Genomic DNA, 16181 nt, shown 5'->3' with positions numbered 1-16181 from the left:
CCAGCCGACGCTCCCCTTCGAAACTCTTCCTGTGAATCTGGCTGGAAAGTCTCTCATGGTCTGGCGAGTTGTCGTGTAATGAGCCTGACGCTGGCCAAAGCGCTCCATGCCTTTATGCTTTCGAAGCAATCTTCAAAGTCTTTTGCCAGGCGTCGATTGTAAACGGTGTCGAAGTCTAAGACCCCGTTTCATAAGAGACTTGCGGCGCCTGTTTCGGTGTGAGCGGCGAGTATCGTCAGCGTTGGGAGAGTGTCTGACGCTCACCCTGGAACGCCGATGTGGACACTTGTCGTCCGGCACATTTGCTTCGACGGCGTTGAGGAAGTGGATGAACTCACCGTGTCGATGCTGCTGCATGCAGCGGCCGATCACTGTACCATGGAGAACGTCGAGGGCGGCAAACAGCGTCGTGGTGCCGTGCCGCGTGTAATCGTGGGTTTGGGCAGCCGGATGTCCGGGGGCGAGCGGCAAATCGGGGCGCGTACGCTCCAGAGCCTGGATCTGCCTCTTGTTCGTCGAGTGAGAGCACCACTGCATGGGTCGGCTGGTCCATATAGAGGCCAACCACATCCTCCACCTTCTCGGTAAAGGCGGGGTCGTTCGGGCGCTTGAAGGTGCGGATTCGGTGCGGCTGGAGGCGGTTGGCCCGCCAGATCCGTTGCATCGAGCGCAGCGAGATCCCGGTCGCGCTGGCGACCGCACGCCCAGTCCAGTGGGTGACCTCGCCGGGCGGCTCGGAGCAGGTTAGGGCCAGGACCTGGGCGACGGTCCCGGCAGGCAGCGGTTCCTTGCCGGGCGGCCGGGTCTTGTCGTGCAGCAGCCCCTCGACGCCTTCCTCGCCGTAGGGCTGCTGCTAACGCCAGACCGCAGGACGGCTCACGCCAGCCTGCCGCGCGATCTCTCCTGCACCAACAGGCGTTCGTCCGACAGCAACACAATCCGGGCGCGCAGGATGTGCTTGAGCGGACGCGCACGGTCGTCGGCGATCCCGGTCAGCCGCGCCTTGATCGCCTCATCAAGGAGCACACAGACAGTCTGTGCCATCCGCATAGACTCGCACATCGCCGTGCGCCCGTGAATCCTCCGTCGGCGTCCGTGCACTAGATGGCTAGGGGACCTGGATACGGATCCACCAGACTACCACGCGAAAACCTGAGCAACTGCAGACGGTTAGCTTCGCCGCCGTCACAGGGTGTGTAGCAGGGACGTGGTGCAGACTGCAAGACCTATGCTTCATCCGCGACGGGGCGAGCATACGTTCTGACGCCGATCGCGGCCACGGACATCGTCTGGCCGTCGCCCCCACCGAGACCTGGAGCACGGTTCCACCCTCTGCTCGCGTCGAACCGTCTCGCGGCCCGCTCCTCCTGGTTGCCGGACCGGCCCCTTAAGGCAATCCACCAGTCTCTGCCGTGTCAGTGATCAGCGGCGACCGCCCGCCCGGCGCAGACGCCTGCTTATGGACACTCAAGACCTCCGCGACCTGCGCGTCGTCGGGATGGTCCGCAGCGTAGGCGGCGAGATCCGCAAGTGCCGCATCCGTCCGCCCCATCCGGATGTAAGCTAGACCGCGATCCCGCAGCGGGTCCGTCCGCGTCGGGTCCAGTTCGAGAGCCGCCGTGAAATTCTGTATGGCATCCTCGTCCCTGATCATTTTCGCGTAGAGGCGGCCGCGTTCCGCCGGCAGCCCCGGGTCGCGAGGGTCGATCTCCATACCGCGGCTGATGTCGAGGACCGCTAGATCGAGCCGCCCCATCTCCTCGTGGACCATGGCCCGCCCGCGAAGGACGAAGGCGTGACCGGGGGCGAGCCGCACGGCGGTATCGGCCGCGTCCAACGCCTCGACGAGACGCCCGGCCAGCCGCAGCGCCTTGGCGCGATTGTCTTGGTAGCCGCCGACGGTCGGATTCAGCCGGGCCACCTCGGCGAAGTCTCGGGCCGCCGCTTCGTAATTCTCCAGTGCCGCGTTGGCATGGCCGCGTCGATTGTACGCTTGCCCAATTTTGGATTTGTCGCGCGTCCCAGTCAGCACCTGCGTGCAAGCCGACACACGGACGAGCGCCTCGTCCGCGTTGCGGCATCGTTCGCTGGCGTCGTCTGCGGGAGCCTCACGGGCGTGCACGGCCATGCTCATGCCGAGCAGGGTGAGCGCGACGACAGAGACGATGGTCAACGCCGACCCATTGCGTGCCGGCGGTGGCGTCGATCCGCCGGCGAAAGCGCGGCGTTGGGCTTGGGCGCTGCGCCCGACGCGGGCGGTCGAGCGGCATCGTGCGCTCGCATCTTCGGTGCCGTCCGCTGCGAGCCCGACCTGTTCAACAGCATCGCCCATCGCGTCAGTTGCAGCCGACGGAGCCGCAGAGCGTATTGGAGACGAGTGAGCCGCCAGCGACGGACAGTCCACCTCGCAGCAGAGAAAGGTTCGACCGAGCCTCCTCGTTGTCAGGCTTCTGCCGCAGGACTTCCTCGAAATCGCGGATGGCGGCAGAAGTGTTTCCCAGGGCGATGTAGGCCTTCGCCCGATTGAGGAGCGTGTTCGAGAAGTTGGGGCGCATCGCAAGGGCGTGGTCGAAGTCCGCGATCGCCGCCGACGGATTCTGCAGCCCAGCGAGGGCGACGCCCCGGTTGTGGTACGCGTACGGGTACTCGTCGTCGGCGCGGATGGCCCTGTTGCAGTCAGCCAGCGCGTCGGAGAACGCACCACGATCGATCTGCGCCCAACAGCGTCCATCGAACGCAATGGCCCGCTGCCGTGGCGTGCGCGCCTCTGACAGGAGACGGCTGCACCCGGCGACGCGCATGTCCGGCGTACCCGAGCGGCAATCCTGCGTGGCGTCGGCGAGCGCTGACGATCCGAGGCGTCCGGATGCCACCAGCACCATACAGGTTGCGATGATCGCGGTAATTCGTAAAGCCAGCACGTCCGATCCCTCGCTTCGGTGCCGTCCGGTGCTGTTACTAGCCGCACCGGTTCGTGAAGATGTCGCGGTTGGGCAGCTGCATCGAGTTCATCATCCGCAGCAGCTCAGCCCGATACAGATCGCTGTATTCAGCAGGGAAGCGCGCCCCGATGTTGATGATCGTACTGCGATCGTCGCGCCGCACGGTGGCGAAGTCGTAGAAGCTGCGGTCGTCGAAGCTGCCCTGGGCGACGGCGGTTCCGCGTCCCTCGAGGACGAAGCCCGCCCGCCCAGGCGCCGAGTTGACTTCCTGTGAGCGGCTAACCTGACCACGCCGGGGGCGGATCTGCTCGGCGATGTACTGCTGCGCGCTGCCGCAGCGCTCGTTCGGACTGATCTGGACGTACATCATCACTTGATCGCCGTGCTGCCGCGAGCGCCAGATCGTGGTGTAGGTTTGCTTCTGAGCGTCGTACTGGTCGTTCATCATCGGCCTGATCTCGAGCAGGTTGCTCGCGAAGTTCAGCGTCCACCCCGAAGCGCTGCTGGCGGGGGCACGCAGAGCTTGCCTCTCCCGCTCGAGTCGCTCCTGTTCGAGCCTAGCCGCCTCCCTTTGCCGGTCCAGCTCCTCTCTTCGGCGCCGCTCATCCTCCTGTCGCTGACGCTCAACCTCCTGTCGCTGCCGCTCAGCCTCCCGCTGGCGATCCGTTTCCTCGCGTCGACGCCGTTCGTCCGCCTCCTGGCGGTCGCGCTTGCGATTGCAGTCGATGCTGAAGTTATCGACGAGGCCACGGAAACGGCCCGCCGGGTAAGCCGCGCTGTAGCTCGCGATGGCGGTCCCGTCCTCGCACGAGGCGGTAGCCTTCTGGAAGGCACGCTGCTCCCGTCCGGCTTGGCGCCGATCCTCGAATGCGCGGGCGTAGGGATAGGTTGCGGTCGCCGCCTCGCAGGCGCCGATCGGGGGGTCGAGGTTTACTCCACGCAAGGACGCTGGGTCTGCGTTCGGGTCGATGCGGTTGCAAGCGGAGGGCAGTCCCGCGAAGAAGCCTTGCGGCAGGAACGCGAACGACGTGGTGAGCGAGCCGCTGGCGCGCGGCTCCAGATCACTGTCGCTGAGAGCGCGGCGCAGGAAGGCAAACGACTGTAGGAAGCTCTCGCCCTCCTGCGCCATCGCCCCAAGCATCGGCTCACGCAACGAGGCGCGCCCGGCGAGAGGTGCCCCGGAGGGGCTGCGCCGCCCGGCACGCTCGCTGCCGATGATGCTGGCGCCCGATGCGCCCGCCGCCGCGTCGAAGTCGCAGCGCCCGCCCGCAGCCGGCTGGCACTCATCGACTACGGCCACGAGGTCGCGTGCCCGGCGCTGGGAGATCCGGCGCAGCAGGTCACTCAGGCGCAGCCCCTCGCTATCGAGCATGTCCGGACGCTGGCTGGCGTCCGATGGGGCGTCCTTCGGCAGAATGTGGACGTCGTCCGTGCCGCCGACGCTCGGGCCTAACGCGAACACCGCGATCTGCACGTCCTCCGGCAGGCGGGCGACTGCCTCCCGAAGGCCTCGCTCCAGCTGCGGGCGGTCGGCGGGGCCGAGCGTCCACACGTCGAAGCCGATGTCCCGCAGCCGCTTGCGGTAAGCTTCCTCGTCGGCATGGGCGGTCGCCGCCCGGCCGCTGGCGGCTGCCGGCTGCGGCACTATCAGTAGCGCGATGCGCTGGGTGGTCACCGCGGAGCTCCGCCCCGTCGCGGCTTGAATTGCGAGCCCCGGCGCGGCCGCGTGCCCGATAGCGGGAGTGAGGCTGAGCGCTACTGCTAGCGCAGCGGCGATCCGTCGATGGCCATCTCGAACGTGGGTGATCATGGCATGGCTGATCAGGGCGTGTGGGGCCACGGCGGGCGTGCTCGGCATCGCGGGCGGGTCGTGAGAGGGGACGGTCATCGCGGCTCGGCTGGTTCGCATCACGGGCGGCAGATGGTGCGCAGACGCTCGTCGCGGCCCGCGAGGTCCGTGTTCGCATCGCACAACCCCCGCAGCGCATCGGTGTGTCGGGGCGAGCGGTTGCGCCACAGGGCGTAGTAGTAGGCGGCGCGCACAGCGTCGGGCCGCGCCGCCGTGCGAGCAACCGCGTCGGGGTTGCTAGGATCGTAGAAGCGCGCGAGCTGCCATGCGGCGTCCGCGTTCGCGACCGGGTCGGCCTCCTCGAAGGCACGGAATGCGGTCCCCCCCTGGTGCGCGGCGAGCGCTGTCTCGCCCAGATCGAGGAACGCGGGCGCGGACGCGCGCTCTTCGATAAGGCGAGTATACCGCTGGCGCAGCTCCGCCGCCGAGGGGCGCGGCGCCTCCTGCGAAGGAGCAGCCAGGGTCACGGGTGCCTGTTCCACAACCGGCGGCGTGTTGCTCGACGTTGGCTGCGGCGTTTCCCAGGCGGCTAAGATCATGCGCAGATCGTCCCGGTAGACGTAGGCGCCACCGGCCGCGGCCAGAGCCAGACCGAGGAACAGCGCAGCGGCCACCGGCCAGACCCGAGGACGCCTTTCAACCGTCACCTCGGCAAGCGGCAGACTTGCCCGCGCAGCGTTCGGCGGCGTGGGTGGATCAAGGGCCGACGCTGGCGCATTCTCCGCGTCGGCTACAACCGGGACCTCCGGTGACACGTCCCGTGCGGCGGTCTCCGTCAGGCTGAGCGGGGCGACTGGCGCCGCGGCGAGGATTCCGTACCCGGCCGGGGCCGGCGTAATGAACGGCCAGGAAACCACGCCGAACGATGTGCCGTCCTGCGCCACGATCTCGATCGGGACCAGTTCCTCGATGCGATCGACGACGTTCGGCCCAAACCGCGCGACGGCACGGCCGTCACGCTCGCTGATCGACAGTGGCGCGAGCCAAGCTACTTCCGGCTGCCAGCCTTCGGCGCCGAGGTGGCGGGGCTCGGCGTCCTGGCGGCGGAACGATAGCAGCGCTGAGGGCGCGGGCCGGCCAAGGTCGACGAAGGCATAGCCGCCGGTCTCGGCCTCGTCCTCGGTAATGCGGATTGTCATGGTGGGTGTTTCCAGGACCGAGGAATCAGGCCACGCGCGGCTGGAGGCCGGAGAGGATCGCACCGATCCTGGCGTTCTGCTCCAGGTCGATCGTTACGCCGGACGCGCTCTTCGCGTTGTCCTCGGCCACGCGGTAGAACCCATGGAACCAGTCGGTCGCGTAGGCGTGCGCGAACGTCGCCGGCGCCTGCGTAATCGCGCGCGCGTCGTAACTTATCGGGCGCGGCGCGAAGGCGATCCGCACGCCTTCGTCCTCTTCGATCGACGGGCGCTCCCCGGCAGGCGGCACGAGGTTGAAGCCGAGCCCTCCTGCAAGCCGATTGAGGCGAGTGGCGGCGATCAGGGCGAGTTTGGCTGTGGACTGCTCGGACCGTTCGACGGTTGCCAGCGTCCGAAGGTCGGCGGCGATCGTCCCCTCGACATCGGCGCGGCGGGCGAGTGTGATCAGCTCGCCGACCACGATCTCCATTGCGGTCAGTGGCACGGCGAAGCGGCGCCCGAATCCTTCCGCCTCGACGGTGCGATTGAGGTGATCGATCCAGGCACCGAGCGCGGCGCGCGCCATAGTGCGCTCGCGATCGAGTACGGGAGCGACTGGCTGAGGCCGGGCTGCCGGTGCTCCCGGACGCGCAATCGATCCGGGTCGAACGACGCGCGGCGCGGTAGGCAGCGGCGCGGCCGACTGGTGAGCCTCCTGGGGGGCCACCTCGGTTCCATGCAGGATGTCGGTAAGCGCCGCGGGATCGACGAGGAGGGCACGCAGGAGTGAGCCGAGGCTGCCAGCAGCGACGACAGGGTCGAGGGCATCGAACACCTGCCCTGCCGCCTCACGTCGCTCCGCGAGGCGCGTCTCGATGTCGAGGGCGACGTGGAAGCGGGCCAGCCGCTCCCGCATCTCTGCCCTCAGTGCGTCGAGCCGGGAAGCAATCTGTTGGGCCTTCAGAGCGGGGCGGCAGACGCGTGCGAGGTTCTCGACCAGGTAGCTCACCCCGCCGTCGTTGAGGCGCAGCGCCTCGTCGAAGGCGCGTCCTAGATCCTGGAAGTGCGCAGCAGCCTCCGGCAGAGCGCTGAACCCAGCGCGCAACTCCGCGATCCGCCCCTGCTTCTCTGGCAAGAAGGCGACCTCGCGCCGCCCCTCGTAGCGGATCACCGACTCGGCTGGATAGTTCGGGTTGCGGAACCAGTACGCGTTGCGGAACGGCGTCCCCGGTGTCCACTCACGCGGCCACGCATGAGCCTTGCCGAAGAAACCCGTCAGCGACGCCTCGATCCGGTTGCGAAAGCGCAGGCCTGCGTCTTGTCCGGCGTCGCCCGCTTTGTCGACGAAGTGGCTGTCGAACCACGTGAGCACGAGGAAGAGAAGGTTGGGCAGCTGCGCGCGCGCCTCCGGGGTCGCCCCGTGCGTGAGCGCGATCCAGCGCTCCACTAAGTCGGGCAGCGTGACGACCTCTTGGTTGGAGGGCCGGACGCACAGCATCATCGCCGTCAGTTCCTGCTCGGCGACATAGCGATCGAACAGGTAGGCGACCTTGCCGCGCAGGAACGTCTCCTTCAGCGCGTCGGGTTGGGCTGTTAGGAAGTGGCCGAGATCGACCTTCTGGCGGCTGCGCGCCCCGGGGAAGTCGAGGAGATCGGCCTCCCCCAGAAAGGCGCGGGGCGCGTCGGCGATCTCGATGCGCAGCTCGGCCGTGATCGCGGCGACTGTAGCCCGCGGCAGCGAGACTGCCGATCCGCCTGCCGCCCGCACGGTCAGCGTGTCACTCGATGCACTCGCGCCAAGTCCCGCGAGCGTCGCCACGTCAAGAATGCTGCCCTCGCGCGGCACCAGCGCTTCGAGCGGCGCGAAGATTTCCTCTGGATGGCCCAGGCGTTCGAGCGCCTCTGCAAGCTGGCGGTAGAGGCCGGTGAACGCCGCGTGTCCGCCCCAAAGCGGGGCGAACAGCCGAGCGCGCTCGTTGAGGGCGAGGCAACCGGCGAGCGCGCGTGCCCCGTCCCAGTAACGGGCCAGGGCGTCCAGGTAACGCGTGCCACGAGCTTGGTCGCGCAGGTAGTCCTGCAGGTCGTCGATCTCGGCTTCGGTGAGGCGCGCGGCACCCGTGCGGACGGCTGGCTTCAGGTTGGTGAGGAGGGCAGCGATCTCTTCCGCCGTGGGCGGGCTCTCCTTGGTCGTGTCGCCGTCGTGCAGGAAGGTGTTGCACAGGACCTTGACGATATCGGCCTCGGACAACACGCGCAGCCGCACTGGCAGACCCGGCGGCGTCCCCGGTTGGTGAGCGGCGCTGAAACGCGTGACGAGCCCCGTCGACTCTTTCTCGCCGATTGGGTTGATTTCGGCGAGGAAATCAATGGCCGCGCGCCCGTCGAAGCGCGCGCGTAGGGCCCCGCCTTCCGGGCGCGCCAGCACTTCGACGAGATAGGATTTGCCCGCCTGGCTCGGCCCGAACACGCCAGCGCACATCGGACGCTGCGCTGCACGCGCAAGGCGATCAGCGCGGTGGCCCGCCTTACGGACGTAGCGGACAAGATCCTCGCGCTCGCGCCCAACGACCCCGGCATTGGCCTCATCGCCGAGCCAGCGCTCGGCGTCGTCGGCCAAGCGGCGGGTGTCACGGCAATCCTGCGTCAGATCTTCAGTCGACATGTCGGCGGTCGATGTATCTTCGATCGGGTCTGGCACGTTCAATCCAGGGTAAGAATGCCGGTGTCGAGCCAGTATCCCTGCTCCGAGGGCAGAGTATCGAGGACGAGTTCTATCTTTCGCCTTACGTCGAGGCCGTCCGCGTCGTAGGCGTCGGTAATTTCGAACTCTTCCTTCATGGATTCTGACCGGATCAGCGCGTCTGGGCCGTCGTCGTCGGGCCGGCCGTCGCCGACGCGCTCCAGCGCGACTTCGATCGGCAGCCGAAGGTTCGCCGCCGCCTCGCCCGCGCGCATCCGCAGCCGGTAGAGCGGCGTGGCGATCCAGCGCTCGACCGGGAGCTGTCGGTAGCCCAGTCGCATCGGTGCATAGTAGCGCAGCTTGGCGCTCATCGCCGGTCCAGCGCGCCGGTCGGCGGGCGGGGCATCGAGGTCCACGTCGCGGAAACACAGCCCGGCGTCGCGCAGCTGGCCGCTCAGCTCCAGTTCGCCGATGTAGCGGGCGGTTGAGCGCAGCCCGAGGCGGCGGGTGAACAGCGTGAAATTGGTGAGCTGTCCCTCAGCCAGCGCGCAGAGCATGCCGCCAACCGCCGTGGTGGTTTTCGGATCGCCGATCCGGCGGTTGTCGCGCTCGCGGAACGGGTACCAGTTGCCAGCCTGATATTGGTGCAGCGGCACCACCCGGTCCGGCGAGACGGCCAGCTTGTCGACGAGGAGATCGACGAAGGCATCGAGCCGCGAGGGCCTGCCCGAGAGTAGCACCACGTCGGCATCCAGCGCGTGGATGGCTTCGCACAAGTTGTCGAGGACGAGGTCGAGGGTTGAGATGACGCAGGTCGCGACGACTTCGGCGCGGCTCTCGAAGACGCAGTCCGTCAAGGAGAAGCCGACCGCGCCACCCGCACGGGCCGGCACTTCCAAGAAGTCGAGAAGGCGTTGTTGCGGCAGGGCGCGGCGCGACGTGCGGCCCCCGCGCTCGGGGAAGAACTCGGGGAACGGCCGCGCGGTGATCTCGGCACTCGCCTCCACGTCGCCGAGCATTCGCAGGCCGATCGGCTCCAGCACCCGCGACACGAACTGACGCCGTAGATGCTTCTCCTGCTCGGCCATGTTGGCCCGGTCGCCACCGAAGCGCTCCAGCAACAGCGCGTGCGGGTCGGGGTGCCCAGCCGAGCGTAGGGCAGCCTCGATGGTGGGCAGAACGAGGCGCTCGATGACCCGCTTGAGTATGTCGTCGCCTGCGATGCGGAATCCCTCGCGGAAGTTCTGCACCGGTTTGATCGCGCGGTTGCCCTCTGCGTAGTAGGTCGTGATCATCAGGTCGGTGGTGCCGCCGCCGACATCGATGCTGGCGATGCGTACCGAAGGTTCCGGCGCGGCGTCTGGGGCGGGCGGCGTGTCTGGCTCCGTGAACGGCCTTGGGCGGCCGACGAGGCGCAGGAAGCCGTCCACCGCGCCACCGAGTTTCTGCGTGATCTCGCCGTACAGGTAGACGAACTGGACGCAGCTCGCTTCGTCCCAGGATACGTGCACCTCGGGCGCGCTCAGCCCGGGCGGCGGGTTGTCGGCCCAGCCCATGAGCTGCCAGATGAGCTTGACCGCCCCTTCCGCGCGCGAGCGGAGCAGGCGCTGCTCCTGCACGGGCATGGCCGGCGGCAGGGTGAGGATGATCCGACGCAGCTTGCGCGGCGCGTCCTTGGTACGCCGCCGTTCACGCACTCCGGCGTTGTTGATGGTCGACAGCGCGTGGCAGACGATCTCCGCCACCATGAACGTGAAGTAGGACGAGCGCGAAAAGGTGAGCCGCGAGGCCCCGACGCGATCGTCGGGCTGCACCCGGATCCCGTAGCGTTTCCGATCGGCATCGAGCTGCGCGATGACGTCGCCGCGGCTGTTGACGTACTGTCGGATGGTGCGGTCGATGAGCGGGCTCGTGCCGTCCGCACCATAGTCGCGGTCAGGAAAGCGCCATTCCTGGTTCACGGCTCGGACGTCGCACAGGTAGCGCTTGGGGCTCGACAGACCGCCTACCGCTTCCGTCCCCTGCGCGAGCTCGCGGAAGCGACCGGCTTCGGGTCCCACCCGGACGGGGCTCGGCCAGAAGAACGCTCGTGGTCGCGCCGACAGCCGCGAAAGGTGGTCGCGCCCGAACTTGGCGTGGGACAGTTCAACGTGGCTCTCGAACGGTTCGGTGTAGACCTGCTCGGGCTCCGTGAGGTCGCGCAGCTGCAGCACGAACGAGTTGTTGAGATCAACCCGATCCTCGTTGGGGTGGGACTCGATCAAGATACCGCAGGTGCGGCTGTTGCCGATGTCGAGGATGAGATCGACGGTGACAGGGCGGATCGCCGGTTGAGCGGTCACCGTGTCGGTGAGGCGCAAGGTCCGCGGCCGCACCGCCCGTTGCAGGTACTCGAGCAAGACGAGGTAGCGGGCGTAGTGCTCCAGCGCGTTCGGGAAGTCCGTCTCACGTAAAGGCCGGTCGGGGCGCTGGGCCTGTTTGAACTCGCGGAATTGCTCCAGCAACCAGGACGGGACCCATTCCTGGAAGCCTGCGCGTTGGCGACCCGCGTCGTCCTCCCCGGCGGCCCCCAGGAACCAGCCGATATCGCGGAAGCGGTGGGCGAAGCGGAACTCGTGCTCGTTGGCAGCGTCCTCGAGACAGGGTGCGGTGTAGGGACGGTTCGGCCGCCGCTCTAGGAGTTCGGTGTCGAAGGCGAAGACGACGCGGTGGCTGATTGGGCTGTCGGGCGCACGATCGGCGACCTCGACTACGCGCACCCGCGCCCAGTTGGTTGGGCCGAGGTCGAGTTCCTCGCCGCCGTCGAGCCCAGCCTTGACGCGCAGCATCGGTACCGGCGTCCACTTCTCAAGGAAGACCTCAAGGGCGCTGCGCTCGCTGACCGCGTATTCGCGGTCGTTAGCGCGTGCGCTCTCGACCTCGTTCCCGATGGGGTCGTCCTCGTCCCAGGTCGGGAGTAGGCGGTAGGTCCGGCGCCCATCGGCCTGTACCCCGCCCGGAACCTCGCGCTCGACGAAGCGGCGTGACAGGCGGCCGACAGCATCGACATGGAAGGCATACTCGACGAACTGCACGCCGCTGTGAGGCACCAGTCGTATCGTGGGACCGAATTGGACGGGATCGACGTACATCGCGGGTAAGGGTCTCGAGTGTGGCGGACGACGTGTCGGGGGCGGGTGGACTAGGGCACGGAGGAGCCCCCCGCCGCGATCGTAGCCGGCATGTCGAAGGTCAGCACGCCGAGGCCGACGCGCTCGGCCGAGACCCGGCCGGAACGCTGTGTGACAACCTGCCCACCGCGGGACAAGACGACTTGGAACGGGACCTCCGGTCGGGTCTCGCCATGGCGGGCGAAGAGGCTGACCTCGACCGCGTAGCGGCCCTCGGGCGCGGGCGCTGCGTCCCAGATCACGTGCTCGACCGGGCGGCTGGCGCCCGTCCCGCCATCGTGGTTCTGATCGGCTACGAGCCGTCCGCCGCAGGCTGTGCGGTTGTTGAACGCGATGCGCGATTGATCCGGGCAGGCCACTTGGAGGTCGAGGTCGGACGCCCCCTCCCAGGCTAGTGTCAATTCGAGGCCCCGCCCGCGTTCGATCCCTTCGAGCCGCCGCTCGACATCGATCGGGATCGCCCGCGGGGTCTCGACCGCGGCCCTTCGCGGCGGGACGAGGCAGCTCGCGTCGCACGACAGCGCGCGCCGCGTGAGCGCGAGCTCCGCGGCGTGTACCTCGCCATCGGCAGCCCGGATCGCAGCGAGCACGGACGCTGCCGCCGGGTCGAAGGCGACCGACGGCGCGGGGCAGCGGTCTGGGAGGACGGCGCGCAGCCAGGACGGCCAGCCCGCGTCGCCCACGGCGCAAGCCTGCAGCAGACGGTCGGCTAGGACGCCGCACAGCAGCACGAACACGAGCCACAGCACCGGTGCGACCCAGACGCGGCGGGTCATCCCGGCCGCGACTGGGGATGGGGGCGGCCCGGGGGGAGTTTCAACGTGCACCGGTGCTGCGGGCGAGGGAGCCTTCGTGGTGGCAGGCTGCAGGGTAGGGGCCGTGCTCGCGGTGATGACGCCGGCACGCGTGACCGCAGGGCCGTTCCCGCCCGCGCGGCGGTAGCCCCAGGCGACCAGGACCGGCTCTCTGTCGACCGACCAGAGGTACGCATTGTCCGGCACGACGAGAGCATCGCGCAGGAGACGGGCCAGTTCGCGCGAGGCCTCACCCTCCCGCTCGAGCTCGTCGGCCAGCGCCGCGATCTCGGAGGTTAGCCGCGCGGCGGCGGCACGCAGAGCGTCGGCTGTGGCCGCGTCGAGCTCCGAAACGGGGTACGCGTCGCCGTCGATCGCGGCGAACCAGGCGAGGCCCGGGCGGCCGCCGGACATCGCGACAGGTACGGGTTCAGAGAGTAGGCGGGCATGTGCCGGGCTCAAACGGCGCGTCAGTACATCGACGAGCTGCTCGAATTGCTGGGCAAGCTTGGGGTTGACCGGGTCGAGCCCCTGGCGCGGGGTTTCGGTGAGCTTCGTGGTGGCCGACATGGTTGCGGGCCTTCAGCGTGCCGGCGATCGGGCGGCGGGGCCCGGACGGGGAGCGGGGCGTGCGTCCGGCCGCGGTGCCGTCTGGGCAGCCGGAGCCGGACTCGACGGGGCAGCAGCCTCCGTCGGCTCCGCGGCGGCCGTGGCCTCCGGTCGCGCGGTCGCCTGGAGATCGCAGGGGCGGGGGTCGAGGCTCACGCTCACGCCCGCCGTCGTCAGAAAGGCGGCCAGTCCGTCGGACCCCAGTGCGTAGCGCGCGGTTACCGGCAGGCGGTCGTCAGTCCGACCGAAGGTGTTCACGCCGACGACGCGGCCGCAATAGTCGACAAGGGGCCCCCCGCTGTTGCCGGGCGCGATCTCGGCGCCGTGCAGGACGAGTGTCACGGCGGCCTCATCGTAGCGCTGCAAATGGTTGATTACCCCGGTCTGGAGAACCGGAACGAGATCCCGGCTCGCCGCAGCATCGCCGTCTCGAAGGCGGCCGAAAGTCGGGTCGGTTCCGAGGTAGAGGCCGGGAAAGCCTGAGCCGACGACCGGCGTGAGAGGGCGGCCCGGTGGCGCCAAGGTAAGCGGGCGCCCCCCAGTCCGGGGTGGCACCCGCAGCAGGGCAAAGTCGGTCAACGTGCCGGATTCGCCCATCCGCACGAGAGTTGCCGGGACAGCGCCGGTGTGCCGCCCAGCGATCACAAGGGCAGGCGCGTTCTCGACGACGTGTCGGTTGGTTACCACAAGATCGTCCGCGACGAAGAAGCCTGATCCGGCGGCCTCACCGGCCAGGACGAGGACGGTGCCGCGCTCGAGCCGGTCAACAAGGCCGTCGGTCCCGGACGCATCGGACCGAGCCGCTGAGTTCGACGCATCGACCGCATCCAGACTAGCGCGGGCCTGCGGCGGCGCCACTGCGTTCGCCGGCAAGCGCACACCCGCCGGGCTTTGTGGGACGAGCGTTGGCAGTTCGGAGCGGAGCTTGGGGCAGGCGAACCCCTCGGCAGCGGCCAAGGTCTCTCGGCGCTGTCTGAGGCCGTCGAGCCACGCCGTCTGCACAGCCCGCGCCTCGACTGTCATCGCTTGCGGGGGCTGCGGGAAGATCAGCACGCCCGGGACGTAGGATAGCGCGACGAGCGCGGCGGCGATCGCGGCCGCGAGGATCGGCACTGTCACCGCGCTTCCTGCCGGTTGGGCTGACCGCCGCTGCCGGGGACTGGGGGGCCCGGCGGGGGACGAGGGGGGCGTTGGCTTGAAGTTGGCCGCCCAGTCGTCGCGGTTGATCGGGGGATCAGGCAGATCATCGGGCGCGAGCGCGTGCAGGACTTCCGCGTGGTGGCGCGCGCGTCCGCGGTCATCGGCTGTTAGACCCGCCGGGAGCAGGCCCCAGTCGACGAAGAGCGGCGCGTCCCCGACCGCGAGGACGGAGCTGGGTGATGCGAGGTTGAGGCAGGCGGAGGCGAACGCGCCCCCGTCGGGGTCGCGCAGCGTTGGAGCCAGCGCCGCGAGCGCCGCGCGGATGCGGCGGCGCAGGGCATCGGCCAGCGGCGGGTCGAGGTCGGCCAAGGAACGGACGGGGCCCTCGTGGGTCGTGTACCAATCGATCCGGGCCGGCGCCGCACCGTTGCTGTGAGAGATCACGGGCTCGGCGAAGAGGCTGGTAATGTCGCCGCCGTGGCGCCGCAGGAGGTCGCGCAGGCGTTCGTAGGCCTCGACGACGGGCCGTCCGTCCATCTCGACGGTCTCGAGTCCGGACAGCGTGCGGCTAGCGACAAAGCGCGGCGAACTGGTCATAGCCGGCCCTTGATGGCGTGCCGATGGCTGCGCTTAATCACAGCGCGCCCCCGTGCCAGCGCCGTCGATCTCGAGGCGGACGAGCGCGTCGCGGGCCTTCGCAGTCCCCCGTTCGGCGGCCTTCGCGTACCACAGTTTGGCCGACGCAACGTCGGGCAGCCCGCCGATCCCGTTATCGAGGGCAGTGGCGTAGCAGTACATGCCCTCCGGGATGCCGGACTTGGCGGCGTCAAGAAACCAGGAACGCGCCTTGACGTCGTTCTTCTCGAAACGACGCCCCTGCCGGAAGAGGATACCGATGTTGACCTTAGCCGCGCCACTTCCGAGGTCTGCCGCTCGTTGATAGGCCTGGAAGGCATCCTGGTTGGCCCCAAGACGATCGAAGCTGCGGCCGAGTTGAAAGTGCAGTCGGCGTAAGCGTGGCGCTTGGTCGATGGCCTCCCGGCACGCCGCGATAGCCTCGCTCGCGCGCAGGCTCTGGAAGGCGACCGTGTGCTGTAAGTCGGGGGCGTCCGGATCCCAGGGAGCACTCGCCAATCGATCACACATCTGAATTGCCCCGCCGTCTCGAAGTTCTTCGAGCGCAGCGGCCGGACCGATAAGGCTCGTCACTAGCATCGCACTAAACAAAAGATGCGTGGTGCCAGACGGGTACGTGCGTGAGCGTTCAAGGGTAGCCAATGGAAGCACCATCGAACGAGGTCAGCACGGTTCAGCGAGGTCGCCCACAGGGCGAAAGATCTACAATCTCAAGTCATCGTCGGGAAGGGTGAGGCGGGGTTTCGTCGGCGTTGGCTGGGGATGGTTTGGTCGGTGTCGCGGCCGGGCCACAGGTGGTGACCGGGCGGAGCAGGTAGAGCACGCGACGGGCAACGGGGGCACAGCTCTCGTGCCTGGGTTCGCCCGCACGGTGCCCACAGTGGGCCAGGGCCGTGCGGTTTTGGGGCGGCACTGCCACCGCCGGTAGCGCGCTGACCCGGCTCCTTGGCCTTGGCCTGGGCAGTTTCGTGCCTGAGTGCAACTCGCGGTGTCTCTACCACTGATCCTCGGTCTGATCCCACTGGCCTCGGTCCGGCCGGTGGCGACGGGGAACGGCCCTGCCCCTGTGGTTGCCCTCGCGCTAGCGGAGCGCCGGCCGTTCCCGCTGATGGCCGGCGTGCTGATCCTCGGCGGCGCAATGACCACTGTCGGCTATGTCGTCGAGGCGTTCACCAGCGGAAATCGTCCGCCGGACATGAGGAGCGGGCGCAGGGTGCTTGATCCATACTTGCCGCTTCGCGCC

General features: G+C 68.5%; 9 protein-coding genes and 2 pseudogenes. All 11 read right to left on the bottom strand.

Annotation, left to right across the window (positions count from 1 at the left end; genetic code table 11):
• Positions 1-53 precede the first annotated feature (53 nt).
• Positions 54-158: pseudogene (locus ABS772_RS23475) on the bottom strand (IS5/IS1182 family transposase); the annotation flags it as partial.
• A 115-nt stretch (positions 159-273) separates the two neighbouring features.
• Positions 274-1044 (bottom strand): annotated as a pseudogene (locus tag ABS772_RS23470) (IS630 family transposase); the annotation flags it as partial.
• Between the two features lie 343 nt (positions 1045-1387).
• Positions 1388-2332, bottom strand: a complete 945-nt coding sequence (locus ABS772_RS23465) for a tetratricopeptide repeat protein (protein ID WP_350397099.1) — start codon at positions 2330-2332, stop codon at positions 1388-1390.
• Between the two features lie 4 nt (positions 2333-2336).
• Positions 2337-2921, bottom strand: a complete 585-nt coding sequence (locus ABS772_RS23460) for a tetratricopeptide repeat protein (protein WP_350397098.1) — start codon at positions 2919-2921, stop codon at positions 2337-2339.
• A 37-nt stretch (positions 2922-2958) separates the two neighbouring features.
• Entirely contained in the window at positions 2959-4617 is a 1659-nt protein-coding gene (locus ABS772_RS23455) for a hypothetical protein (protein ID WP_350397097.1), read from the bottom strand.
• 233 nt (positions 4618-4850) lie between these two features.
• Positions 4851-5930 carry a hypothetical protein gene (locus ABS772_RS23450; protein ID WP_350397095.1) on the bottom strand — a complete coding sequence of 360 codons (1080 nt, stop codon included), beginning with the start codon at positions 5928-5930 and terminating at the stop codon, positions 4851-4853.
• A gap of 25 nt (positions 5931-5955) precedes the next feature.
• Entirely contained in the window at positions 5956-8607 is a 2652-nt protein-coding gene (locus ABS772_RS23445; RefSeq protein WP_350397094.1) for a virulence factor SrfC family protein, read from the bottom strand.
• A gap of 2 nt (positions 8608-8609) precedes the next feature.
• Entirely contained in the window at positions 8610-11720 is a 3111-nt protein-coding gene (locus ABS772_RS23440; protein WP_350397093.1) for a virulence factor SrfB, read from the bottom strand.
• A gap of 50 nt (positions 11721-11770) precedes the next feature.
• The gene (locus ABS772_RS23435) at positions 11771-13123 is read right to left on the bottom strand and encodes a hypothetical protein (RefSeq protein ID WP_350397092.1); all 1353 of its coding nucleotides are present in this window, start codon (positions 13121-13123) and stop codon (positions 11771-11773) included.
• Between the two features lie 12 nt (positions 13124-13135).
• A complete protein-coding gene (locus ABS772_RS23430; protein ID WP_350397091.1) occupies positions 13136-14899 on the bottom strand; it encodes a serine protease in 1764 nt (587 codons plus the stop codon).
• Positions 14900-14932: 33 nt separating this feature from the next.
• Entirely contained in the window at positions 14933-15511 is a 579-nt protein-coding gene (locus ABS772_RS23425; RefSeq protein ID WP_350397090.1) for a tetratricopeptide repeat protein, read from the bottom strand.
• Between the last annotated feature and the right edge of the window lie 670 nt (positions 15512-16181).

The organism is Methylorubrum podarium (assembly GCF_040270385.1).
In the GTDB taxonomy this organism is placed as follows: Bacteria; Pseudomonadota; Alphaproteobacteria; order Rhizobiales; family Beijerinckiaceae; genus Methylobacterium; species Methylobacterium podarium.
This window is presented reverse-complemented; position numbering and strand designations above follow the sequence as displayed.

Excerpts from the sequence above, each read along its gene's own strand:
- ABS772_RS23465 (WP_350397099.1), bottom strand. The coding sequence starts at position 2,332 with ATGGGCGATGCTGTTGAACAGGTCGGGCTCGCAGCGGACGGCACCGAA.
- ABS772_RS23450 (WP_350397095.1), bottom strand. The coding sequence starts at position 5,930 with ATGACAATCCGCATTACCGAGGACGAGGCCGAGACCGGCGGCTATGCC.
- ABS772_RS23440 (WP_350397093.1), bottom strand. The coding sequence starts at position 11,720 with ATGTACGTCGATCCCGTCCAATTCGGTCCCACGATACGACTGGTGCCT.
- ABS772_RS23435 (WP_350397092.1), bottom strand. The coding sequence starts at position 13,123 with ATGTCGGCCACCACGAAGCTCACCGAAACCCCGCGCCAGGGGCTCGAC.
- ABS772_RS23430 (WP_350397091.1), bottom strand. The coding sequence starts at position 14,899 with ATGACCAGTTCGCCGCGCTTTGTCGCTAGCCGCACGCTGTCCGGACTC.